The sequence below is a fragment of the Aeromonas sp. S11(2024) genome (genome assembly GCF_041402345.1).
Taxonomy (GTDB): Bacteria; Pseudomonadota; Gammaproteobacteria; order Enterobacterales; family Aeromonadaceae; genus Aeromonas; species Aeromonas veronii.
Genome location: NZ_JBGLRC010000015.1, coordinates 65,183 through 89,273 on the forward strand (window position 1 = coordinate 65,183; position 24,091 = coordinate 89,273).

The window sequence follows — 24,091 nt, forward strand, 5'->3', positions numbered from 1 at the left end:
AGAGTCGGGCGGGCACTTCACCAGATAAAACAGAAGAGGCGACCCCTGGGGTCGCCTCTTCGTGTTTCGTCATCTGGGTCACACAAGCTCGCTCGTTGTCAGGCAAGCTCGGGACACCTGAGGATAATTATTTCTGACGCTTACGGGCGTACTTGCGACGGGCGCGGGCCTGACGCTCCTCTTCCCGCTCGGCCTTCTCTTTGGCTTTTTGCTCGGCTTCTGCGGCGGCTTCGACAATCTCGACGCTCACCATCTCCGGCGTCTCCAGCGAGATGCGGCCAAGCAAGCCGGAGCGGAACTCGTTAATCAGGATCTCGGACGCCTTGTGCAAGTCGGCCAGCCCCCCTTTGCGCATAAACGCTCGCTGGCGGGCGATCATCTCCAGCAGCTCGATCTCGGTCTCGGGCAGCTCGTCAATCTGGTAGCGCGCCTTGATCTGCTCCGGATAGGCCTTGATGAAGTAGTCAGCGGCGAACATGGCGATATCGGCATAGTCGAACACTGTGTCCTTGATGGCCGCTGTGATGGCCAGACGATAACCGCAGGAGGGCGGATTGAGCTTGGGCCAGAGAAAACCCGGGGTATCGGTCAGGATGACGTTGTTATCCAGCTTGATCCGCTGCTGGGACTTGGTCACCCCCGCCTCGTTGCCGGTACGGGCGATGATGCGCCCCGCCAGGGTATTGATCAGGGTGGATTTGCCCACGTTGGGGATCCCCATGATCATCGCCCGCACGCCGCGCAGCTCAAAATTGCGCTCCGGCAGCATCTCGTGGCAGAGGGTCAGCAGTTGCTTGATCTTCTCCGGCTCTTGTTGCGTCAGCGGCAGCGCCTTGATCCCCTTCTCTTTTTCCATGTGTGCCACCCACAGATCGGTGATCGCCGGATCGGCCAGGTCCGCCTTGTTCAGCACCTTGATCACCGGGGTATCACCACGCAGCTCGGGCACCAGCGGGTTTTCGCTGGAGAAGGGGATGCGGGCATCGAGCATCTCGATGATCACATCGACCTGGGGCATGACCTCGGCAATCTCTTTGCGGGCCTTGTGCATGTGACCGGGGAACCAGTTGATGGACATATCCGTTACTCTCTGTGGGGGCTGCGGGCGCGCGCATGGAACAACAGGCGCTCTGCCGCGGGCATCGAACGAAGGGGGCGCATTTTACCTGCTGCGGGCACATTTTGACAGGTCATTCTAGCCATCACTTCATCAAATCAGCAAACCGCCGAGGCGGAGCAACCTTGCCGGAAGCGACCGGACCAACTGGCTCAATTGATAGATGACACACTTATATAGTGTAACATTTTCATCACTTTTTCACACAACCGTCACCGATAGTCAGTAAAAGTGTCATCTGCCCCCTCTAGGCTGCGCTCAGGTTTTACAAGGAGCGAACCCCAATGAGAAAAATGGCAGGACTTGCAGTGATGATCGGCGCCGCCCTGGCTGCCGGCTGCAAATCAGACAATGACACGGTGGCGACCAAGCCCGCAACCCAACCCACCAACGTCATCTTCTTCCTCGGTGACGGCATGGGCCTCAACACCCTGACGGCGGCCCGCATCTACGGTGTCGGCGAAGAGGGTGATCTCACCATCGATACCCTGCCAGAGACGGCCTTTATCAAGACCTTCTCCCACGATGCCCAGGTCACTGACTCGGCCCCCTCCATGGCGGCCTACATGACCGGGGTCAAGAGCAACAACGGCGTCATCAGCATGGACGGCGACGCCACCTATGAGAGCGACTGCAGCAAGAGCGCCGGCAAGCCGGTGACCACCCTGCTGGAGCTGGCCAAAGCCGATGGCCGCGGTACCGGTGTGGTAACCAGCACCCGGGTAACCCACGCCACCCCGGCGGCTACCTATGCCCATATCTGCAACCGGGATCTGGAAGCGGATATCGCCGTCCAGCTGGTACCGGGCGGCAAAGGCTACAACAGCGCCCTCAAGGAGGGGTTGGATGTGGTGCTCGGTGGCGGCAGCAGCTTCTTCCTGCCCAAAGCTGACAAGGGCAAGCGGGAAGATGGCCGCAACCTCATCAGCGAAATGCAGGCCAAGGGCTACCAGTTTACCAGCAATCTGGATGAGCTGAACAAGGCCGATGCGGGCAAGCCGCTGCTGGGACTGTTTGGTTCCAGTCACATGAAATATGACCTGGACCGCCCTGCCAGCGAGCCGTCACTGGCCCAGATGACCCTGGCTGCCATCAAGCAGCTCAAGGGCAAAGAGAAGGGTTACTTCCTGATGGTGGAAGGGGGTCGCATCGACCACGCCCTGCACGACACCAACGCCAAGCGGGCGCTGCAGGACACCATCGCCTTCGACAACGCCATCAAGGCCGCCATCGACGAGGTGAAAAAGAGCGACCCCGAGCTGAAAAACACCCTGATCGTGGTCACCGCCGACCACGACCACACGCTAGTGCTCAACGGCTATGCCAAGCGCACCGGCAAGACCACCGCCGACAACCCCGGCGTACTCGGGCTGGTGAAGAACTACGAGACTGGCGAGCCAAGCAAGGATAGCGAGGGCATGCCCTACACCATCATAGGTTTTGGCAACGGCTACAACCGGGTGGATGGCCCGCGCAGCAGCGTCGCCCCGCTCGACGATGCCACCGTCTCCGCCAATGACTACCACCAGGAAGTGGTGGTCAAGGTAGGCGAGATCGGCAACGAGACCCACGGCGGCACAGATGTCTTCCTCGGCGCCATCGGCAAGGGGGCTGACAGCTTCCATGGCTCTCTCGATAACACCGCCGTGTTCGGCAAGATCAAGGCTGCGGCCAAGCTGTAAGGAGCATTTTCATGAGCAAACAGATGAACACATCTATCAAGCACACGCTGGTCTGCGCCGCCCTGTTCAGTGCGCTGGGCGCAACCTCCCAGGCACAGGCCGGTGATGCCAAAAACGTCATTCTCTTTATCGGTGATGGCATGGGCCCCACCGTGCTCACCGCCACCCGCCTGTTCAAGGTGGGGGAAGAGGGCAATCTGGAGATGATGAAACTGCCGCGCAGTGCCCGCATCAAGACCTTCTCCAATGATGCCCAGACCACCGACTCGGCCCCCTCCATGGCGGCCTACACCACCGGGGTCAAGATGAACAACGAGGTGATCGCCATGAGCAGCGACACCAAAGCCGTTGCCCCCGGCAAAGACGTCAATGGCAACAAAACCGTCAACAATTGCAGCAGCGATAACGGCAAGCCGGTGCCCACCATCCTGGAGCTGGCCAAGGCGGCAGGCAAATCGGTCGGAGCCGTCACCACTACCGAGCTGACCCACGCTACCCCGGCGGCTACCTACGCCCACATCTGCCATCGGGATGCCGCTTATGACATCGCCGCACAGGCCGTTCCTGGGGGCGCTGGCTATAACAGTGCCCTCAAGGATGGGGTCGATGTGCTGATGGGCGGTGGTGCCAACCACTGGACCCCCTACAGCGCCAGCAACAAGGGCGGTCGCAATGACAACCGCGACCTGACCGCCGAGATGAAGGCGCAGGGATACAGCTATGTCACCACCCAAAGTGAACTGGCCAAGGTCACCAGCGGCAAGGTGCTCGGTCTGTTCAGCAGCAAATCCCACTTGGACTACGAGCTGGATCGGGTCGCCAAAGGGGCTGCCAATACCCAGCCGTCCCTCTCCGAAATGACCGCCAAGGCGATCGACCTGCTGAGCAAGAACAGTCAGGGTTACTTCCTGATGGTAGAAGGCGGCCGGATCGATCATGCCCTGCACGGCACCAACGCCAAGCGCTCGCTCACCGACGCGGTGGCTCTGGATGAGGCGGTCAAGACGGCGCTGGGTAAAGTGGATCTCAGCAATACCCTGATCGTGGTCACCGCCGACCATGACCACACCATGACCATTAACGGCTACTCCGCCAAGGGCAATCCGGTGCTGGATCTGGTGAAAAATGGCGATGGCTCGACCCAGAACGATGTGGATGGCAAGCCCTTCACCACCCTGGTGTTCGGTAACGGCCCCAACCGCCCCGATGTACGCCCCGTCCTCACCAGCGATCAGGTGATGGCCAATGACTATCTGCAGGAGACCGGTGTCAAACTGACATCGGAAACCCACGGCGGCGGCGATGTGATGCTGTTTGCCGATGGCGCCGGCAGCAACCGCTTCAAAGGCACACTGGATAACACCAAGGTGTTTGGCAAACTGCGGGAGGCGCTCGGCCTGTAAGCAGCAGGGGCCTGGGTGCATCTGAGCAATTGACTCAGCGGCCCGGGCCCCGGCTCTTTCGAGCGACAGATGATGATGCGACTTTTGCTTTCGTTATGGCTGCTTGGCAGCACCCTCGCCTTCCCTCTGCATGCTGACGACACACCCCCGGATCTCGCCGCCCGGATCAGCTATCACGACCGGAACACCGGCAGCGATGGCATCGCCAGAGAGAGTGTCTGGCAAGAGAAGTGGCTGCGCGTGGGCAATCAGGTGTGGAGCCAGCGGCTCATTCCCCTCCCCCTTGCCCATGCCTATCACGCCACTCACGACGCCACCCCCGGCCACAAGCACTTTACCCACCAGATGGCGGCCCGCTGGGTCAGCCGCAGTGATGAGGGTGAACTTCAGCTGCGCTATGCCGACAGCTGGCACAACCAGCTGGTTGAAGTGCCGGTGGAAGAGTATGGCCAGGTGGCCTTCAAACCCGACTGGCTGCGGATCCGCCATCTCGTCAACCCGGTGCTGATCGAGGGGATGACTCCACTGGATGAGGCCGCCCCCGAGCAGGCCCGCTGGTATGAAAAGCGCGAAGGGCAGCAACGAACCCGGATTCTCTGGTCAAGTCAGTGGCAGATCCCGCTGGTGGTCGAATCGGCCAGTCTCGACGGCTATCGCAGCTACCGGATGGAGGTGACCCTGCGCAAGCTGCCTGCTCAGCTCCCCTGGCAGCAACTCGCTGATTACGAAGTGCGCGATCTGCGGGATTTCTTCGACTGAGATCCCAACCCCTCAGCGAGCCCAACGACAACGCAGGCAGGAATGTTACACTCTGCTCATTCGACTCTGACTCACGACCTTGATGCGCACTCTCTGCCTGCCTTTTTTGACCCTGCTGTTGTTGCTGGTGAACACCGGTGCCCAGGCTATTGTGCTGGTGGCGGCCGAGCTGCCCCCCTATGTCATACGTTCCCAGCAGGGGGCTCCAAGCGGCATGGCCATCGAGGTCATGGAAGAGGCCGCCCGGCGCTTAAAAGAACCGCTCACTATCGAGTTGATGCCGCTGGCCCGAGCCCTCATCGAAGTGACCCACCGCAAGGATGTACTGCTGATCCCGCCAGTGCGGAGCTCTCGACGAGAGCACCTCTTTTATTGGGTAGCACCAATAATCGACGAGGAATTTGTTATCGTCAGCGATCGCCGCTTTCATCCTGTTCCAATCAAAGCCGGTGAGCTGTCCACCCTCAAGGTCGGTACTCTGCGCCACTCTTTCGGCCAACATTTACTCAAACAAAGACTCAATCTGACCAGTCAAACTGTCGCCACCGAAGAACTCAATGCGCACAAACTACAACGAGGGCGTCTCGATGCATGGGTAGCAGCCTGGAACGCTATTCTCTACAACCAACAGCAAGAAGGATTTTCTACTGGGCAACTTGTTCGTGGTGAAACCCTGATGCGCACCCAGTTATTTATTGCCGCTCACAAAGAGTTCCCCTTCACCGAAGGGCGTCGCTGGCAAGCCGTGATAGACGAGATGCGCCGTGATGGCTCGCTCACGCGGATCATCCGTCAGTACAACTATCAGGCTCCTGAGTAGTCACTCAATCGCGGTTGCCAAGGCCGGCCAGAATGGTTATGGTAGCCCCATGAAAATACTCGCTATTTCCTCGCATTTGCTCACACCCTGCTGAGCCCCCGCCTCGCTCCTTCGGCCGCGAGTCGCTTGGGGGCATGGCATTTTCAATCGATTGAACCTGTTGAATCCATTTTTGTAACACTTTGCGTGATGGCCAACCTGCACCCGCCGGTATGGGCCTATCCGCTATTGATAAGGAATATCTTATGAAACAACCTCATCTGGTTATCTCCAGCCTTGATCTGGATCGTATCGAACAACTGCTTGGCAACCACCCGCAGCATCTGGCCCTGCAAGAGGAGCTGGACCGCGCCGAGATCCGCGAACCGGCCGACATGCCGCCGGACGTGGTCACTATGAACAGCAAGGTACGCTTCAAGATGCAGAGCAGCGGCAACGAGTTCTGCCTCACCCTGGTCTACCCGCGCGATGCCAAGGGCGACGAGAGCAACATCTCGGTACTGGCGCCGGTGGGCAGCGCCCTGCTCGGCCTGAAAGTGGGCGACAGCATCGCCTGGCCTGGCCCGGCCGGTCGCACCATCGAGGTCGAAATTCTGGAAGTGGTCTATCAGCCGGAGCGCGCCGGCGAGCTGCACCGCTGAGTCTCCCGGGCTGGTCATCCCCCTGTTGATCAGCCCGCTTGCTCGCCCTTGCAAGCTGATCCCGATCAAGCTTTACGCACCTTGCCCCTCGGTTTTTAGCCCCTTTTCCTGCTGCTGCTTGAGCCTGACTCGGGGGGCAGGTATCTTGTTGGCCGCGTCATGGTCATGACGCACCGAATTTCAGGCTGACATCATGATAAAAATTGCCCTCATCGACGATCACCAGATCGTCCGATCCGGTTTTGCCCAACTGCTCAATCTGGAGCCCGACCTGCAGGTGGTCGCCGAATTCGGCTCCGCCAGCGACGCCCTTGCCGGCCTGCCCGGCAGCGGGGCGCGAGTCTGCGTCTGCGACATCTCGATGCCCGACCAATCGGGGCTGGAGCTGCTCAAGCAGCTCCCCTCCGGTCTCGCGGTGGTGATGCTCTCGGTACACGACAGCCCCGCCCTCATCGAGCAGGCACTGCAGACCGGTGCCAAGGGATTTCTCTCCAAGCGCTGCAGTCCGGACGAGCTGATCGCCGCCGTGCGCACCGCCGCACAGGGGGGGTGTTATCTGACGCCGGACATCGCCCAGAAACTGGCCAGCAGCAGCCGGGATCCCCTCACCAATCGGGAGCGGGAGATTGCCCAGTTGCTGGCACAGGGGCTGGAGGTGAAAGCCATCGCCGAGCAGCTTGGACTCTCCCCCAAGACGGTTCACGTCCATCGCGCCAACCTGATGGACAAGCTCAAGGTCAGCAACAACGTCGAGCTGGCCCACCGCATGCTGGACAGCTGGTGATCTCCCGTTTTGCCAGCTATGTCGCCATCGCGCTGGCGGCCTGCTTCATCTTTGCCGCCGGCTGGTTTTGCCTCTGGAGCATCAGCCTGCATCTGGCGGGCGGCCCGGCGCTGGCGGTGCTGCTGTTCCCCTTCGGCCTGCGCCTCGGCTTGCTGCTGCAAAGTCCCGGCCACTACTGGCCGCCGCTGTTGCTGTGCGAAGGGCTGCTGCTCTACTGGCTCAATCTGGAAGTGGGGCTGACCCACTGGCCTTGGCTGGTCGCGGGCAGTCTGTTGACCCTGCTACCGCTGCTGATTGCCCGTCGCCAGCTGGTGCGTAACGACTGGCAGCAACTGTTGCTGCTGCTCGCCACCGTCACGGCGGCGGCGCTGCTGCAAGCCCTGCTCTGGCATCTGGCGGGGGAAGATGGCCTCTCGGCCCTGCTGCTCAGCCTGACCGGCGGTCTGACGCTGACCTCCACCTGCATGCTGATCTGGCACTACCTCACCCGCGCCACTTGGGTACCACTCGGCCCTGCGCTGGTGGATCAGCCGGTGGAGTGGCGCTTTCGCCATCTGGTCTGGTATCTGTTGCTGTTCGTATTGAGCCTCTGGCTGCAACTGGGATTGCCCAACTCGCTGGTACGCTTCACCCCGTTTTGTCTCGCCATCCCCATCATCGCCATGGCGTGGCGCTACGGCTGGCAAGGGGCGCTGCTCGCCACCCTGATGAACACCATCGCCCTGCTGGCCAGTCAGGCCTGGCATGATCACCCGCTGGATCTGCTGCTCTCCCTGCTGGCCCAGAGCCTCACCGGCCTGCTGCTGGGTGCCGGGATCCAGCGCCAGCGGGAACTCAATCAGGCGCTGACGCGCCAGCTCGCCCACAATCGCCAGCTCACCGAGCGGCTGCTGGAGACCGAGGAGAGCATCCGCAAGGAGGTAGCGCGCGAGCTGCACGACGACATCGGCCAAACCATCACAGCCATTCGTACCCAGGCAGGGATCGTGCGCCGCCTCGCCCCCGATAATGCCGGGGTGGGCCAGAGCAGCGCCCTCATCGACACACTGTCGCTCGGGATCTACGACGCAGTGCGCGGTCTGCTCGGGCGGCTGCGCCCGCGTCAGCTCGACGACATGACTCTGGAACAGGCGGTACGGGCACTGCTGCGGGAGCTGGAGCTGGAGCGTCACGGCATCGTCACCCGGCTGGAGTGGCAGCTGGCGGATGGGGATCTCTCCGATGCCCAGCGGGTCACCCTGTTTCGGGTCTGTCAGGAGGGGCTCAACAACGTGGTCAAACATGCCAACGCCCACTCGGTCACCATTCGCGCCCGGACCAGCGGCGAGCAGTTGCAACTGGTGCTGGAAGATGATGGCCGCGGTATGCCGGAAAGCCGCCCGCAGCAGGGCTATGGCCTGCTCGGCATTCGCGAACGGGTACAGGCCCTCGGGGGCAGTCTGCAACTCTCCTGCATCCACGGCACCCAGCTGACGGTCAACCTGCCCAGTCGCAGACGGGAGGAGAGTCATGGCTAATCACCACCAGAGGGCCTGCCTGTGCTTAGTTTTATGAGAAGCGCGCCGCCCCGGCCCCTTATCCGGGATCAGGCCGAGATCGATGCCACCTATCGCCACTGGCGGCTGCACCTGCTGCTGACCATGTATCTGGGCTATGCGGTCTTCTACTTCACCCGCAAGAGCTTCAACTTCGCCATGCCGGACATGCTGGCGAGCGGCATGCTGGACAAGTCCGATATCGGCATGCTCTGGACCCTGTTCTACATCACCTACGGCTGCTCCAAGTTCTTCTCCGGCATCATCAGCGACCGCGCCAACCCGCGCTACTTTATGGGCGTCGGGCTGATGGCCACCGGCGTTATCAATATCCTGTTCGGCCTCTCGTCGGCACTCTGGATGTTTGCCGCCCTCTGGGTCGCCAACGCCTTCTTCCAGGGCTGGGGCTGGCCCCCCTGCTCCAAGCTGCTCACCAGCTGGTATTCGCGCACCGAGCGCGGGGTCTGGTGGTCGGCCTGGAACACCGCCCACAACGTCGGCGGCGCGCTCATCCCTCTTATCGTCAGCACCATCGCCCTGCAGCATGGCTGGCGCTACGGCATGATAGTGCCCGGCCTTATCGCCATCCTTTCGGGATTGTTCCTCTGCTGGCGACTGCGGGATACCCCGAGCGCCATGGGATTGCCAACAGTGGGCGAGTGGCGCAAGGATGCGATGGAGCTGGCCCAGCAGACCCAGGATGCGGGGCTCTCCCACCGCCAGATCCTGCGCAAATATGTGCTGGGCAACCCCTATATCTGGCTGCTCGCCTGCTGTTACGTACTGGTCTATGTGGTGCGCACCGCCATCAATGACTGGGGCAACCTCTACATGACCGAGCAGCGCGGCTTCAATCTGATGAGCGCCAACTCGGCCATCTCCATGTTCGAGGTGGGAGGCTTTATCGGTGCGCTGGTGGCAGGCTGGGGATCGGACAAGCTGTTCAACGGCAACCGTGGCCCGATGAACCTCATCTTTGCGGTGGGGATCCTGCTGGCGGTGGGATCGCTCTGGCTGATGCCCTTCTTCAGCTATGTGATGCAGGCGGCCTGCTTCTTTACCATCGGCTTTTTCGTGTTTGGCCCCCAGATGCTGATCGGCATGGCGGCGGCGGAGTGCTCCCACAAAAACTCGGCGGGGGCGGCCACCGGCTTTGTCGGGCTGTTCGCCTATATGGGGGCGGCGCTATCGGGCTATCCGCTGGCCAAGGTGATGGAGATCTGGCACTGGAACGGCTTCTTCGTGGTGATCTCGGTGGCGGCGGGCGTCTCGGCCCTGCTGCTGCTCCCCTTTCTCAAAGCGCAGGCACCACGCCCCCAGCCTGCCGAGATAACGTAATACTGGACTGAACGGGAGTTACACCTCCCGACCAGCCTGACAGACCCGGTTCTTGCCTTGCCGCTTGGCGCTGTAGAGCGCATGGTCGGCCTGAGTGAACAGAGGGTCAAAGTGCCACTCCCCTTGCCAGTGGGAGAGTCCCATGCTGACCGTGATGGAGAGACCGCCCATGTTGCGGTTCGCGACCTCCTCCAGCAATCCCTCGCAGCGCTGCAGGGCCAGCACGCCGGGCTGCGAGAAGAGCAGCACAAACTCCTCGCCACCGAAACGACTGCACACCAGATCTGGCTGACTACCCAGATAGGCACCGAGCTCGGCCAGCACCCGATCACCCACCTCATGGCCATGCTGGTCATTGATCTGCTTGAAATCATCGATGTCGAGCACGGCCAGCGCGCCGCTGTCACCCCACTTTTGCTGCTTCAGCTGCTCCATAAAGCCACGCCGGTTGAGCAGACCGGTAAGAGGGTCGTGGCTAGCCTGCTGGCGCAGCGCCAGCGCACGATACTGGGTACAGAGCAGCAGCACCCCGAAGGTGGAGAGATAGCTCCCCATCAGCATGGAGAGGAAGGGCAGCACATTGACCCCGCTCTTATCCATCAGCATCTGTACGTTGTCCTGCCAGAGGAACCAGAGCCGCATCAAGTAGAAGGCGTAGAGCAGCACGTTGACCAGGGTAAAGACCATCACCGCCGGCAGATAGTGGGGGTAACCGTGGCGCCAGACCAGATAGACGATCACAGCACCCAGCATCATGTAACTCAGGCAAGCCAGCAATACCCGGGATGCCATCCCCCCCTCCACAATGCACCAGCTCAGAAGCAGCAGATAGACCAGCATGAAGAGCCCCCCGGCACGCCAGTTCGGGGGCTGTCCGAAAAAGCGCTGCAGCGCCGGCGGCATCAACACAATGCAGAGCGTGATCAGGGTATTGGCCAGCCAGATGCCGGAGGGGCTGGGGAAAAATGCCTGTAACGAGAAAAGTATCTGGGCCACCAGCGCACAGAGACTGGACCACCACCATAACCCGATGCCCGGGATCTCCCGGTGGGTCGACCAGATAATGGAGAGCGTGATAAACCCGAGGCTATATCCCCCCAATGCCATCACCATCAGGGTAAATACATCCAGCTTCAGCAACAACGAGACATCCATATCAAAACCAGGCAGAGGGAGGTAAGTGAGTATATGAGAACCGTTTGCCAAGACCCAGAGACCCTGACTATTTTCACAATAAAAACATATTGTTCGTCTGTTTTTCACACCACCAGATAACTCACACCATTCCGCTATAGCAGGTTTGAGATATGCAAGAAAGATAAGCCCAACCAGACTCAAGCCACATACGAGCCCTTCTCTATGTAACAAAATGTCTTGGGGATAATTTGGGCTTGAACCCACTCAATTAGATAGATATGTTGTTTTCGTGTGATTTTATGAATGAAGCCATGAGCAATAAATGTCTCTAACCTGTTGAGTCTTCTGACACAATCTGTTTTTGGTACATTTTTCACTCAATCACTATTCATAGCATCTCATATGGGGCTTTTGTCCCGCTCAAGACATTCATCCTGTCTTGCCTGTTGCCGGATGCAGCAGTCTCTTGTGCCACGGAGTCGCACGGGATCAGGTTCAAGGCCGAACACACCACCGACAGAGACGTCACTTATGATCAAAAAACTGATTCTTTCTACCCTGCTGTTTTGCGGGATCGCCACGGCGGCCCCGACCCCTGCCCCCACCTCCACCCTGGATGCCGTGCTCGAACGCGGCGTGCTGCGAGTCGGCTTCGACGCCGGCTATCAACCCTTCGAGATGACCAACAAGCAGGGCCAGTACATCGGCTTTGACGTGGATCTCGCCAAGATGGTCGCCAAAGAGATGGGCGTGAAGGTCGAATTCGTCAACACCGCCTGGGATGGCATCATTCCAGCGCTGCTGACCAACAAGTTCGACGTCATCATGGGCGGCATGACCGTCACTCCCCAGCGCAACCTGCGGGTCAACTTTGCCGATCCCTACATCGTGGTCGGCCAGACCATAGTCCTGCGCAAAGAGAAAGCGGGCGAAATCAAATCCTTCACCGACCTCAACGACCCGAAATACAAGATCGCGGTCAAGCTCGGCACCACCGGCGAGCAGGCAGTCAAGCGCCTGATCCCCAAAGCTACCCTGCTGCAGTTTGAAACCCAGGATGACGCCAAGCTGGAAGTGATCAACGGCAAGGTCGATGCGTTCGTCTATGACCTGCCCTACAACGCTATTTTCGCCTCCCAGAATCAGGGCGCCGTGGTGCACCTCGACAAGCCGTTCACCTTCGAACCGCTGGCCTGGGCCATCCGCAAAGGGGATCAGGACACCCTCAACTGGTTCAACAACTACCTGCGCCAGATCAAGGGCGATGGCAGCTACGACCGTCTCTACAAGAAGTGGTTCGAATCCAACGCCTGGCTGAACCAGCTCAAATAACCTCCTGGGGGCGGCACATGCCGCCCCTGCACCACGCAGCTCCCCACACAATAACGAGAAGAGGTTGTGACTGTGCACACACCCAAACCGACAAGACAGATGGAAAAACAACCCAATCAGCTGCTCTGGCATGGGGTTTTCCTGCTGATGCTGCTGGTTGCCGTATTCGGCATCTACAAGGCTGTCCAGTCAGTGGATTACACCTGGCGCTGGGAACGCATTCCCCAATACATCGCCTATCAGGCGGAGCAGAAGAATCTCGCCGAATTTGACGGCACCGTGATGGCGGGCACCAGCGAGGCCGAGAAGGGCAAGCTGTTCCTGCAAGACGATCTCGACCCCAATGTGCGGCAAGCCATTGCCAGTACCGGCGTACAAGTCGCCGAAGGGGATACCGTTTTTCGTGGCGATACCCTCGACACCCAACTGAGCTGGACCGCAGGCCCCATCGCCTGGGGCGTCTGGGTCACCGTCAAGCTCTCGCTGGTAGCAGGCATCTTCGCCATCCTGCTCGGCACCCTGGCCGGGCTGGCGCGCCTCTCCCCTAATCCGGCCCTGCGCAATCTGGCCATCACCTATGTGGAGCTGATCCGCGGTACACCGCTGCTGGTTCAGATCTTCATCGTCTACTTCTTTATCGGTACCGTGCTGAACCTCGACCGCTTCACCGCCGGGGTCGCGGCACTGGCGGTCTTTACCGGCGCCTATGTGGCGGAGATCGTCCGCGCCGGTATCAGCTCCATCCACAAGGGGCAGATGGAGGCGGGCCGCAGCCTGGGTATGACCTCCGCCCAGACCATGCGCTATGTCATTCTGCCGCAGGCGTTCAAGCGGGTACTGCCACCGCTGGCGGGCCAGTTCATCAACCTGATCAAGGACTCCTCGCTAGTCTCGGTCATCTCCATCACCGATCTGACCAAGGCGGGGCGCGAGGTGGTGAGCTCCACCTTCAGCCCGTTCGAGGTATGGTTCACCGTGGCCCTGCTCTATCTGGTGCTCACCGGCACCCTCTCTTTTCTGGTACGCCGTCTCGAGGTGAAATATGCACGCAGCAACTGATCCCATCATCAAGGTGCAACAGGCGTCGAGAAGTGCAGCCATCACCGACACCCTCTTCGCCTTCCCGGTTCGTTTTCTGGAGGTGAAATATGCGCGCAGCAACTGATCCCATCATCAAAGCGACCGGCGTAGAGAAGTTCTACGGCTGCGAAGTGCACGCCCTGAAAAATGTCAGCACCCAGGTGGCCGAAGGGGAAGTGGTGGTGATCGTCGGCCCCAGTGGCTCGGGCAAGTCCACCTTCCTGCGCACCCTCAACCAGCTGGAGACCATCAACGACGGCAACATAGTAGTCGACGGCATCTGCCTGACCGAGCCGGGCGATGTCAACAAGCTGCGGGAAGAGGTGGGCATGGTGTTTCAGTCCTTCAACCTCTTTCCCCACCTGACGGTGCTGGATAATATCTGCCTCGCCCCGCAGAAGGTGCGTGGCCTGTCGCGCCGTGAGGCCGAAGACAGAGCCAAGGCGCTGCTGCTGAAAGTGGGGCTGTCGGTGAAAGCGGCCAGCTATCCCTCCCAACTCTCCGGCGGTCAGCAACAGCGGGTGGCCATCGCCCGGGCGCTCGCCATGCAGCCACGCATCATGCTGTTTGACGAGCCCACCAGTGCGCTCGACCCCGAAATGGTGGGGGAAGTGCTGGATGTGATGAAGGGGCTGGCCCGCGAAGGAATGACCATGGTGGTGGTGACCCACGAGATGGGCTTTGCCCGCGAGGTGGCGGATCGGGTGCTCTTTATGGAGAGTGGCGAACTGCTGGTGGATGAAAAACCGGCCGATTTCTTCGACAATCCCCCCTCCCCGCGTCTGCGCCAGTTCCTGAGTCAGGTGCTGTAGCTGATACCCAAAGATGGATTATCGAGTTGTTGCACTGGGTGCTCAACCGACACATCAGCAGTTGCCACGATGCAAAGATAAAAAAATGGCAGCCATCAGGCTGCCATCGGGAGAGCACAATTCAGCGATCAGAGGGTCGCAGCGACTTCATCGGAGATGGAGCCGTTGTGGTAAACCTCTTGCACGTCGTCCAGATCTTCCAGCATGTCGATCAGACGCATCAGCTTGGGTGCAGTTTCTGCATCCAGCTCCGCTTCGGTGGAGGGGATCATGGTCACTTCGGCGCTCTGGGCCTTGAAGCCGGCAGCTTCCAGACCGTCCAGCACGGTACCGAAGTCGTTCGGGGTGGTGTACACCTCGATGGTGCCATCCTCTTCGGTGACCACGTCATCGGCGCCCGCTTCCAGCGCGGCATCCATCAGGGCATCTTCGTCTACGCCCACGAAAGTCAGCAGACCTTTCTTGCTGAACAGATAGGCAACGGAGCCGTCAGTGCCCAGGTTGCCACCGCACTTGCTGAAGGCGTGACGCACTTCGGCTACGGTACGGTTACGGTTGTCGGTCAGGCACTCTACCATCACGGCAGAACCAGCCGGGCCGTAACCTTCGTACACGATGGTCTCGAGCTGTTCGCCATCGCCACCACCGGCGCCACGCTGAATGGCACGGTTGATGGTGTCGCGGGTCATGTTGTTGGTCAGGGCGGCAGTCACCGCAGCACGCAGACGCGGGTTGTTGGCCGGATCGGCATCACCCAAACGCGCGGAGGTAGTGATTTCGCGGATCAGTTTGGTGAAGATCTTGCCACGCTTGGCGTCCTGAGCGGCCTTGCGGTGTTTGATGTTGGCCCATTTACTGTGACCTGCCATAGAGACTCTCCGTTATTTTTTAAATGTCAGTAACACTGATCATGACTAACCCAAGGGAAACACAGAGGCCGCACGGCGGCGGCCTCCGGTGCCGGTATCGGCTTACTCGTCGCCCTTGACGGTGGTTGCAATCGCCAGCTCACCCAGTTGGGCGGCATTGGCAAGGCTGGGGGCGTCTGTCATCAGACAGGCAGCCGCGGTCGTTTTCGGGAAGGCGATGACGTCCCGAATGTTTTCGGTGCCGGTCAGCAGCATGCTGAGACGGTCCAGACCGAAGGCCAGACCGGCGTGGGGCGGGGTGCCGTACTTCAGCGCATCCAGCAGGAAGCCGAACTTCAGGCGCTGCTCGGCCGGGGTGATACCCAGGATATCGAACACGGTGGATTGCATCTCGCTGTTGTGGATACGGACAGAGCCGCCACCCACTTCGTAGCCGTTGATCACCATGTCGTAGGCGTTGGCGTAAGCACCCACAGGGTTGGCTTTCAGCTCGGCCGGGCTCATGTTGCTCGGCGCGGTGAACGGGTGGTGCATGGCGGCCAGACCACCTTCACCATCTTCCTCGAACATCGGGAAGTCGATGACCCACAGCGGTTTCCAGCTGTTCTCCAGCAGGCCCAGATCGCGACCCACTTTCAGACGCAGAGCGCCCATGGCATCGCAGACCACTTTCTTGCTGTCAGCGCCAAAGAAGATGATGTCGCCGTCGGCAGCGCCGGTACGAGCCAGGATCTCGCGCACGATGGCGTCAGAGAGGAACTTGGCAACCGGAGACTGCACGCCTTCGATACCATTGGCCGCTTCGTTGACCTTCATCCAGGCCAGGCCCTTGGCACCGTAGATGCCGACAAACTTGGTGTATTCGTCGATCTGCTTGCGAGAGAGCTCGGCACCACCCGGGACTTTCAGGGCAGCCACACGGCCTTTCGGATCGTTGGCGGGGCCAGCGAACACGGCGAACTCGACAGCAGTCAGCAGATCAGCCACATCGACCAGCTCCATCGGCAGACGCAGGTCCGGCTTGTCGGAGCCGTAGCGACGCATGGCTTCGTCGAAGGTCATGATCGGGAAGTCGCCCAGATCCACGTTCAGGATGTGCAGCCACAGTTTGCGGATCATCTCTTCCATCACTTCACGCACTTGCGGCGCGGTCATGAAGGAGGTCTCCACGTCGATCTGGGTGAATTCCGGCTGGCGGTCGGCACGCAGGTCTTCGTCGCGGAAGCACTTGACGATCTGGTAGTAGCGATCGAAGCCGGACATCATCAGCAACTGCTTGAACAGCTGGGGAGATTGCGGCAGGGCGTAAAACTTGCCCTTGTGCACGCGGCTCGGCACCAGATAATCACGGGCACCTTCCGGGGTGGCCTTGGTCAGCATCGGGGTCTCGATATCGAGGAAGCCGTGCTCGTCCATGAAGCGGCGTACGAAGGCGCTGGCCTTGGCACGGGTCTTCAGGTACTTGGCCATCTCGGGACGACGCAGATCCAGGTAGCGATACTTGAGGCTGATCTCTTCGCTGTTGACCTGATTGAAGTCCAGCGGCAGCGGCTCGGCACGGTTGATGATGTTGAGCTCGTGAGCGAACACTTCGATGGCGCCAGTGGCCATGTCGCTGTTGCGCTGGGACTCGGGACGGGTGCGCACCACGCCGGTCACCTGGATGCAGAACTCGCCGCGCAGCTCGGAGGCCAGGGCGAACGCGTCCGGCTTGTCCGGATCGAAGAACACCTGAACGATCCCTTCCCGGTCGCGCATATCGATAAAGATCAGACCGCCGAGATCACGACGACGATGAACCCAACCGCACAATGTAATGGTCTGCCCTGCATGGGCCTCATTGACCTGTCCGCAATAGATAGAGCGCATGGACTTCTTCCTTCGAAATTGTAGAGAGACGGTTAACCTTGGGCCGCCGGGCACGACTGGCAAGCACCGTCTGTCTCACAGCTGGCCAGATTCTTTTTCTTACCCGGTTTGAAATCAGTCTCGTACCATCCGGTTCCCTTGAGCCGGAAGCCTGCCGCCGATATCAGCTTGACCAGATTCGGCTTGCTACAGGCCGGACAGTCGGTCAGGGGGGCATCGGAAAGCTTTTGCAGTTTTGCCAATTCATGGCCACAGACGTCGCAACGATATTCGTAGATAGGCATGGGTCACAAGAAATTGAAAAACAAAAGGGCTGGCATTATAGAGGAAAACCCCCTTTTGGGTAAAATGGCCAGCAGCCTCCTTTCGCCAGTTTTTTGCACTCGATGGCAAAAAGCGGGCAAAAAATCGGCACGAATGCACCAAGAGCGAAGAGAATAGCCATCATGAGCCTCTATTTGGGCCTGCCACAGTGGTCCCACCCCAGCTGGCCCGGCCAGTTGCTGGGCCTTGGCGCCAAGCCTGCCGAACACCTCGCCCACTACGCCACCGTGTTCAATTCGGTGGAGGGCAATACCACCTTCTACGCCCTGCCGACCCCCGATACGGTACAGCGCTGGGCCGATGCGGTGCCCGATCACTTTCGTTTCAACTTCAAATTTCCGCAAACCATCAGCCACCAGAGCGATCTGGTGAGCGCAGACAAACAAGTCGCCGACTTTATTCGCCTGCTCGCCCCGCTGCACGACAAGCTGGGGCTGCTCACCCTGCAGTTGCCCGCCCGTTTTGGGCCAGAGGGGCTGGCCAGACTGGCGGCCTTCATCGATCGGCTGCCGCGGGAGTTTCGCTACGCCATTGAAGTGCGTCACCCTGAGTTCTTCGCCAAGGGGGAGGCCGAGCGGGCATTGAACCGACTGCTGATGGAACAGGGTGTGAACCGGGTGATGCTCGACAGCCGGCCACTCTTCTCGGTGCCAGCAACCACGCCAGCCCTTGTCGATGCCCAGGGCAAGAAACCGCGCCTGCCGGTGCATCTGCTGGTCACCGCCCACGCTCCCATGGTGCGCTTTATCGGCCTGCCGGATCCGGCGGCCAATCACCCCTTCCTGCCCAGCTGGCTCCCCCACTGGCGCCAGTGGCTTTCCGAGGGCAAGGACCTCTACCTCTATATACATACTGCCGACAACGCCCAGGCACCTGAGCTGGCCCGCCAGATCACCCGCTTGCTGGAGCAGGAGATGGCCCCCTGGCCAGGGGAAAACGATCGCGCACGGCAGGGAGTGCTGCGCTTTTAGCCAACCCATTCTGCGGCCATCGTTTCGCTGCAAAAAAAGTGCTTTTTTGTGGCGTGACAAGCCCTGGCGTCAAGACAAACGGCCATCAATCCTCTACACTACCGCCCCAAGTAAGGGTCCGGAACATGGCCCGTACGAACAGGAGAGGTCCAAAGGATTTCACGACCAGCCACCCCGTTCGTAAACAGGTGATAAATCTACTCTGATGGGTGTCACCCAACGACTCAATTGAACAATACAGCCGGGTGATGTCCCGACTGTCAGGTTGCGCCAGCATGCATACCAAAGATCAAATTTTTGCCGCCCCGATCGCCCGATTGGGTGACTTCTGTTTTGACGAACAGGTCGTCGACGTTTTTCCCGATATGATCCAGCGCTCGGTGCCGGGTTACAGTAACATCATCTCTGCCATCGGCATGATGGCCGCCCGCTACGCCCAACCCGAGAGCCGACTCTATGATCTCGGCTGCTCACTGGGCGCCGCGACCCAGGCGATGCGTCGCCATGTCAGCCAGCCCGGCTGCCGCATCACCGCGGTGGATCTCTCCCATCCGATGATCGAGCGCGCCCGCGCCCACCTCTCCGGTTTCAAATCCGAGGTGCCGGTGGAGCTGGTGGAAGCAGATATCTGCGACATCGAGATCGAGAACGCCTCCGTGGTGGTGCTCAACTTCACTCTGCAATTTGTCGAGCCAGAAAAACGGGCCGCCCTGATCCAGCGCATTCACGATGGTCTGCGCCCGGGCGGGATCCTGATCCTGAGCGAAAAGTTCCGCTTCGAAGATGAACCGGTCAACGAGCTGCTCATCGATCTGCATCTCGACTTCAAGCGGGCCAATGGCTACAGCGAGCTGGAGATCAGCCAGAAACGCACTGCCCTTGAGAACGTGATGCGCACCGACAGCCTGCCGGTGCATCAGGCCCGTCTGCGGAATGCCGGTTTCGTCCATCAGGATCTCTGGTTCCAGTGCTTCAACTTCGGCTCCATGATTGCCATCAAATCCAGCGACGCCCAGCCATGATCGACTTTGCCAATTTCTATCAACTGATTGCCAAAAACCGGCTGAGCCACTGGCTGCATACCCTGCCCGCCCAGCTGCACGCTTGGCAACATGACAACCAGCATGGCGACCTGCCGCGCTGGAACCGCGCCCTCAACAAGCTGCCGGTGGTCTCCCCCGGCAACGTCGAGCTGAAAAGCCGGGTCGAGATTGGCTCGGCCGAGAGCCTTGGTGAAGGCGAGCGCAAGAAGGTCGAGAGCCTGCTGCGTCACTTCATGCCCTGGCGCAAGGGGCCGTTCACCGTGCACGGTATCCATATCGACACCGAGTGGCGCTCTGACTGGAAGTGGGATCGGGTGCTGCCCCATATCAGCCCGCTCGAAGGCCGTTACGTGCTGGATGTGGGCTGCGGCAGCGGTTACCACCTCTGGCGCATGGTGGGTGAAGGGGCCAAGCTGGCGGTCGGCATCGACCCTAGCCCGCTGTTTCTCTGCCAGTTCGAGGCCATTCGCCACTTCGCGGGCAATGATCAGCGGGCCCACCTGTTGCCGCTCGGCATTCAGGAGCTGCCGGAGCTGCGTGCCTTTGACACCGTCTTCTCCATGGGGGTGCTCTATCACCGCAAATCCCCCATCGAGCACATCGAGCAGTTGCGCAATCAATTGAAAGATGATGGCGAGCTGGTGCTGGAGACGCTAGTGATTGACGGCGGGGTCAACGACGTGCTGATGCCCACCGACCGTTACGGCAAGATGCGCAACGTCTGGTTTATTCCCTCAAGCCGCGCCCTCAAGCTGTGGGTCGAGCGCTGCGGCTTCACCGACGTGCGGATAGTAGACGAGAATATGACCAGCACCGACGAACAGCGTCGTACCGACTGGATGATTAATGAATCCCTGAGTGACTATCTGGATCCAGACAATCCGGCACTCACGGTAGAAGGACACCCGGCGCCGAAACGCGCCGTACTGATTGCCCGCAAGGCCAAAGACTAGCCGATGGCGATTCAGGAAGTTACACTGACCCAATTCCAGGAAGCACAGTTAAATGAATGACATGAAAAGCAAATTAAAAGGAATGACCCTGCTCTCCCTGCTTAGTCTCGGCGGGTGTGTCAATATGGAAAAAGCGCCTCAGGTCCCTGCTCTGACGCTGGCCGAGCTTCGTAGCGAGCTGAGCCAGAGCGAGCAGCGCCTGCAAACATCCATGGAACAGCAACAGAAGCAGTATGTGCAGCAACAGCACCTGCTGGTTCAGCTCAACACAGATGTCACCAATATGAAAGAGTCCGTCAAGCAAGTAGACCACAAGCTCGCCACCCTCCCCTCCGAGCCGCCCAAGCCGATGGCCATCCCCACCGAGAAGTGCCCGGCCCCCAATCAGGGTCACACCATCGATGGCAAGCTGATGGTCGGTGAAGCCGAGTGGATCTGGGTTGATGCGGCCAACGACGCCTTCCAGGCGCGGGTCGATACCGGTGCGACCACCTCCTCCATCAGTGCGCAAGAGATCACCATTTTCGAGCGCAACGGTAAAAACTGGGTGCGCTTCTTCCTGAGCCATCAGGAAGTGGACGACAAGATCCAGATCGAAGCGCCGCTGGTACGCCATGTACGGGTGCGTCAGGCCTCTGCCGACGATCTGGACCGCCGTCCGGTGGTGCGTCTGGCCGTGCGCATTGGCGACATGACCGAGAAAGCCGAATTTACCCTGAAAGACCGTAGCGACATGACCTTCCCTGTGCTGCTGGGTCGCGAATTTTTGAAAGACATCGCCGTGGTTGATGTGGCCCGCGAATATATCCAACCCAAACCCAAGCTCAAGGATGTGAAATAATCCATGGTTTCCCGTAAGCCGTTCTATTTGCTGGTAGCCCTGCTGTACATTGTCGGCCTGGGGATGACGATCTATCACCATATCGCGTTGGATGTGCCGCTGACGCCCGGTGAAAAGCGCCAGATCTGGTCCATCGAAGCCAAGCTGGAGTTTGAGGCGACCGGTGAGCCGGTGATCGCCTCTCTGGCCATTCCGGGCACCCAGCCCGGTTTCACCCTGATGAACGAGAACGCCGCCAGCCCCGGCTACGGCCTCTCCTTCGTCGAGAAAGATGGTGATGCCCGCGCCGAGTGGTCCATCCGCACCGCCTCTGGCCGTCAGGAGCTCTACTACCGCGTCGACATGATGGCGGATGCCCATGCCAAACCGGCCGCCAATCCGCAGCCGCCTGCCATCGAGAAGCAGATCGAGAGTGAGCCTTATGCCACCGCGATGAAGCAGATCCTCGAGCGAGCGCAGGAGCGCTCTGCCGACGGCTACACCCTGACTCGCGAGATCATCAAGGAGATCGAGAAGCAGGAGCAGAACGCCGAGCTGCTGAAAAAGCACAAGAGCCGCGCCAACCTGATCGCCGAGCTGCTCAACAATGCTGACGTCCCCACCCGCGTGGTGCATGCTCTGAATCTGGAAGATGGCCGCCGTCGTCAGGAGCTGGTGGATTACCTGCAGGTATTCAACAGTCCGACCGACTACAAGCTGTTCAACCCGCAAACCGGTGAACAGGGTCGTCCGGCCAACCTGCTGCTGTGGGAATACAACTCCGGCGCCCTGCTGGACGTAACCGGTGGTCACAACTCCCGTGTCAGCTTCTCGATGATCGAGCAGGAGCAGCCGGTGAGCGTTGCACTGGCGCAGAAGTTCGAAAAATCAGAGATGATGAACTTCTCCATCCACAGCCTGCCACTGGAAGAGCAGACCCTGTTCAAGGGCTTGCTGCTGATCCCGATCGGCGTGCTGATGGTGGTGTTCCTGCGGGTTCTGGTGGGGATCAAGACCTCAGGTACCTTTATGCCTGTGCTGATCGCGGTCGCCTTTATCCAGACCTCGCTGGTCACCGGCCTCATCGGCTTCCTGCTGATCGTCGGCACCGGTCTCATCATCCGCTCCTACCTGTCGCGGCTTAACCTGCTGCTGGTCGCCCGAATATCGGCCATCATCATCATGGTTATCTCGATGATCGGTATCTTCTCCGCGTTCGCCTTCAAGCTGGGGCTGACCGACGGCATGAAGATCACCTTCTTCCCGATGATCATCCTCTCCTGGACCATCGAACGGATGTCCATCCTGTGGGAAGAAGAGGGCCCCAAAGAGGTGTTCCGTCAGGGCGGCGGCTCTCTGCTGGTTGCCGTCATCGCCTATCTGGCCATGGATAACGAGCTTATTCGTCACCTCACCTTCAACTTCCTCGGCCTGCAGCTGGTGCTGATGGCGACCGTGCTGTTGATGGGTAACTACACCGGCTACAAGCTGAGCGAATTGAAGCGCTTCAAGCCGCTGGTGGACGAGATGAAATCTGGCGTCACCCCGGGTAAGGACAAGTAACCGATGTGGTTCTGGGAAAAATACACCACCCCGTGGAGCCTGTCCCAATCAGGCATCCTCGGCATGAACAAGCGCAACCACTCCTACATCAGCCGCTACAATCCGCGCAGCCTCTATCCGCTGGTGGATGACAAGCTGCAGACCAAGCAAATTGCGCTGGATGCAGGGGTTACCGTGCCTGAGCTGATCGGTACCATCCGTGCCCAGCACGATGTGGGTCGCATCACCGAGCTGGTAAAAGATTGGCCGGGCTTCTGCATCAAGCCGGCTCGTGGCTCGGGCGGCAAGGGGATCCTTGTGATCCTGCGTCAGGAAGATGGCCTCTTCTACAAGCCCAACGGCAGCGCCTCTACCGGTCAGGATCTGGAGCGCCATGTCTCCAACATTCTGGCGGGGCTCTATTCGCTTGGCGGCAAGCCCGACGTGGCACTGGTGGAAGGCCTCATCAACTTTGATGATGTGTTCGACGGCTACTCTTTTGAAGGGGTACCCGATGCCCGGGTCATCATCTTCAAGGGGTTCCCGGTGATGGCGATGATGCGCCTCTCCACCGCCGCCTCCGATGGCAAGGCGAACCTGCACCAGGGCGCCGTGGGGGTGGGTCTGTGCCTGCGTACCGGTCGTGCCCTGCGGGCGGTGCAGTTTGGCAATCCGCTGCGCCACCACCCGGATACCGGCCTCGATCTCTATGAGCTCAAGGTCCCACACTGGGATACCCTGCTCACCCTGGCAGCCTCCTGCTACGAGATGTCGGGTCTGGGCTATATCGGTACCGATATGGTGCTGGACAAGTTCCGCGGCCCCATGCTGCTGGAGCTCAACGCCCGTCCCGGTCTTGCCATCCAGATCGCCAACGGCCGCGGCCTGGTGCCCAATCTCAAGACCATCGAGAAGCTGGGCCAGGTGAAGATGAACGTGGAACAGCGGGTCAATTTCGCCAAGGATCACTTCGGGATCTTTGAGGAGTAACGCCTCTGCTTGTGAACTGAGCGCGCCTATGGCGCGCTTTTTTTATGGCAATGTCCCGTCCTGAATATGGTTTACACCTTTCCCCCCAATAAATGGAGAACCCGATGGGACAAGGTGTGAAACGGACACAGCGCGATTACTCGCTGACTTTTAAACTGTCACTGGTCGAGCAGATTGAAAAAGGCGAGCTCACCTACAAACAGGCTCAGGTGCGTTATGGCATTCAGGGCCGCTCCACCGTTCTGGTATGGTTGCGTAAACATGGTCGGC

General features: G+C 59.9%; 23 protein-coding genes and 1 pseudogene. 19 read left to right on the plus strand and 5 right to left on the minus strand.

Going from position 1 to position 24,091, the window contains the following annotated elements; all coding sequences use genetic code 11:
- Positions 1 to 127 precede the first annotated feature (127 nt).
- Complete coding sequence (ylqF, locus tag ACB040_RS13510) at positions 128 to 1,078, minus strand: ribosome biogenesis GTPase YlqF (RefSeq protein ID WP_199416693.1); 951 nt, start codon at positions 1,076 to 1,078, stop codon at positions 128 to 130.
- Positions 1,079 to 1,401: 323 nt separating this feature from the next.
- On the opposite strand from ylqF, the gene ACB040_RS13515 reads away from it, so the two are divergent.
- The 8 genes from ACB040_RS13515 to ACB040_RS13550 all read left to right on the plus strand — a co-directional run bounded on the left by ACB040_RS13515 (position 1,402) and on the right by ACB040_RS13550 (position 10,079).
- Positions 1,402 to 2,799, plus strand: a complete 1,398-nt coding sequence (locus ACB040_RS13515) for an alkaline phosphatase (protein ID WP_252656775.1) — start codon at positions 1,402 to 1,404, stop codon at positions 2,797 to 2,799.
- Between the two features lie 11 nt (positions 2,800 to 2,810).
- A complete protein-coding gene (locus ACB040_RS13520) occupies positions 2,811 to 4,202 on the plus strand; it encodes an alkaline phosphatase (protein WP_236268587.1) in 1,392 nt (463 codons plus the stop codon).
- A 72-nt stretch (positions 4,203 to 4,274) separates the two neighbouring features.
- On the plus strand, positions 4,275 to 4,961 hold the full coding sequence (locus tag ACB040_RS13525; RefSeq protein WP_338774979.1) for a hypothetical protein: 687 nt from the start codon (positions 4,275 to 4,277) through the stop codon (positions 4,959 to 4,961).
- An 82-nt stretch (positions 4,962 to 5,043) separates the two neighbouring features.
- Positions 5,044 to 5,781, plus strand: a complete 738-nt coding sequence (locus ACB040_RS13530; RefSeq protein WP_338774462.1) for a transporter substrate-binding domain-containing protein — start codon at positions 5,044 to 5,046, stop codon at positions 5,779 to 5,781.
- Between the two features lie 245 nt (positions 5,782 to 6,026).
- Positions 6,027 to 6,422 (plus strand): nucleoside diphosphate kinase regulator, encoded by a 396-nt coding sequence (rnk, locus tag ACB040_RS13535; RefSeq protein WP_005334070.1) that lies wholly within the window; start codon positions 6,027 to 6,029, stop codon positions 6,420 to 6,422.
- Between the two features lie 193 nt (positions 6,423 to 6,615).
- Positions 6,616 to 7,206, plus strand: a complete 591-nt coding sequence (gene uhpA, locus ACB040_RS13540; protein WP_021231026.1) for a transcriptional regulator UhpA — start codon at positions 6,616 to 6,618, stop codon at positions 7,204 to 7,206.
- Positions 7,203 to 8,723 (plus strand): signal transduction histidine-protein kinase/phosphatase UhpB, encoded by a 1,521-nt coding sequence (gene uhpB, locus ACB040_RS13545; RefSeq protein WP_338774459.1) that lies wholly within the window; start codon positions 7,203 to 7,205, stop codon positions 8,721 to 8,723. Before uhpA ends, uhpB begins: the two co-directional genes overlap by 4 nt.
- 21 nt (positions 8,724 to 8,744) lie before the next feature.
- Positions 8,745 to 10,079, plus strand: a complete 1,335-nt coding sequence (locus ACB040_RS13550; protein WP_371155135.1) for an MFS transporter — start codon at positions 8,745 to 8,747, stop codon at positions 10,077 to 10,079.
- Between the two features lie 18 nt (positions 10,080 to 10,097).
- Here the strand turns inward: ACB040_RS13550 and ACB040_RS13555 are convergent, their stop codons facing one another.
- A complete protein-coding gene (locus ACB040_RS13555) occupies positions 10,098 to 11,234 on the minus strand; it encodes a GGDEF domain-containing protein (protein WP_040066208.1) in 1,137 nt (378 codons plus the stop codon).
- Positions 11,235 to 11,747: 513 nt separating this feature from the next.
- On the opposite strand from ACB040_RS13555, the gene ACB040_RS13560 reads away from it, so the two are divergent.
- The 4 genes from ACB040_RS13560 (at position 11,748) to ACB040_RS13575 (ending at position 14,440) form a co-directional block, all read left to right on the plus strand.
- A complete protein-coding gene (locus ACB040_RS13560; RefSeq protein ID WP_005334079.1) occupies positions 11,748 to 12,548 on the plus strand; it encodes a transporter substrate-binding domain-containing protein in 801 nt (266 codons plus the stop codon).
- A gap of 99 nt (positions 12,549 to 12,647) precedes the next feature.
- On the plus strand, positions 12,648 to 13,607 hold the full coding sequence (locus tag ACB040_RS13565) for an amino acid ABC transporter permease (protein ID WP_040066206.1): 960 nt from the start codon (positions 12,648 to 12,650) through the stop codon (positions 13,605 to 13,607).
- On the plus strand, positions 13,591 to 13,713 hold the full coding sequence (locus ACB040_RS13570; protein ID WP_005350727.1) for a hypothetical protein: 123 nt from the start codon (positions 13,591 to 13,593) through the stop codon (positions 13,711 to 13,713). Before ACB040_RS13565 ends, ACB040_RS13570 begins: the two co-directional genes overlap by 17 nt.
- Positions 13,697 to 14,440, plus strand: coding sequence for an amino acid ABC transporter ATP-binding protein (locus ACB040_RS13575; RefSeq protein WP_139472852.1), 744 nt, complete (start codon positions 13,697 to 13,699; stop codon positions 14,438 to 14,440). Before ACB040_RS13570 ends, ACB040_RS13575 begins: the two co-directional genes overlap by 17 nt.
- Before the next feature lie 128 nt (positions 14,441 to 14,568).
- On the opposite strand, the gene ACB040_RS13580 is transcribed toward ACB040_RS13575, so the two are convergent.
- The 3 genes from ACB040_RS13580 to ACB040_RS13590 all read right to left on the minus strand — a co-directional run bounded on the left by ACB040_RS13580 (position 14,569) and on the right by ACB040_RS13590 (position 17,462).
- Positions 14,569 to 15,309 carry a YebC/PmpR family DNA-binding transcriptional regulator gene (locus ACB040_RS13580; protein WP_005337681.1) on the minus strand — a complete coding sequence of 247 codons (741 nt, stop codon included), beginning with the start codon at positions 15,307 to 15,309 and terminating at the stop codon, positions 14,569 to 14,571.
- A gap of 102 nt (positions 15,310 to 15,411) precedes the next feature.
- On the minus strand, positions 15,412 to 17,178 hold the full coding sequence (gene aspS / locus ACB040_RS13585) for an aspartate--tRNA ligase (protein WP_005337684.1): 1,767 nt from the start codon (positions 17,176 to 17,178) through the stop codon (positions 15,412 to 15,414).
- 32 nt (positions 17,179 to 17,210) lie between these two features.
- Entirely contained in the window at positions 17,211 to 17,462 is a 252-nt protein-coding gene (locus ACB040_RS13590) for an FmdB family zinc ribbon protein (protein WP_005337686.1), read from the minus strand.
- Between the two features lie 162 nt (positions 17,463 to 17,624).
- Between ACB040_RS13590 and ACB040_RS13595 the strand changes: the two genes are divergently transcribed.
- The 7 genes and pseudogenes from ACB040_RS13595 to ACB040_RS13625 all read left to right on the plus strand — a co-directional run.
- Positions 17,625 to 18,473, plus strand: coding sequence for a DUF72 domain-containing protein (locus tag ACB040_RS13595; RefSeq protein WP_371155131.1), 849 nt, complete (start codon positions 17,625 to 17,627; stop codon positions 18,471 to 18,473).
- A 275-nt stretch (positions 18,474 to 18,748) separates the two neighbouring features.
- Positions 18,749 to 19,495, plus strand: a complete 747-nt coding sequence (gene cmoA / locus ACB040_RS13600) for a carboxy-S-adenosyl-L-methionine synthase CmoA (RefSeq protein ID WP_110302391.1) — start codon at positions 18,749 to 18,751, stop codon at positions 19,493 to 19,495.
- Positions 19,492 to 20,469, plus strand: coding sequence for a tRNA 5-methoxyuridine(34)/uridine 5-oxyacetic acid(34) synthase CmoB (gene cmoB, locus ACB040_RS13605; protein WP_019446645.1), 978 nt, complete (start codon positions 19,492 to 19,494; stop codon positions 20,467 to 20,469). Before cmoA ends, cmoB begins: the two co-directional genes overlap by 4 nt.
- 52 nt (positions 20,470 to 20,521) lie before the next feature.
- Positions 20,522 to 21,310 carry an ATP-dependent zinc protease gene (locus ACB040_RS13610; RefSeq protein ID WP_005337698.1) on the plus strand — a complete coding sequence of 263 codons (789 nt, stop codon included), beginning with the start codon at positions 20,522 to 20,524 and terminating at the stop codon, positions 21,308 to 21,310.
- A 3-nt stretch (positions 21,311 to 21,313) separates the two neighbouring features.
- On the plus strand, positions 21,314 to 22,852 hold the full coding sequence (locus ACB040_RS13615) for an inactive transglutaminase family protein (protein WP_005337699.1): 1,539 nt from the start codon (positions 21,314 to 21,316) through the stop codon (positions 22,850 to 22,852).
- A 3-nt stretch (positions 22,853 to 22,855) separates the two neighbouring features.
- A complete protein-coding gene (locus ACB040_RS13620; RefSeq protein WP_005353164.1) occupies positions 22,856 to 23,821 on the plus strand; it encodes an alpha-L-glutamate ligase-like protein in 966 nt (321 codons plus the stop codon).
- A gap of 104 nt (positions 23,822 to 23,925) precedes the next feature.
- Positions 23,926 to 24,091: pseudogene (locus tag ACB040_RS13625) on the plus strand (IS3 family transposase); the annotation flags it as partial.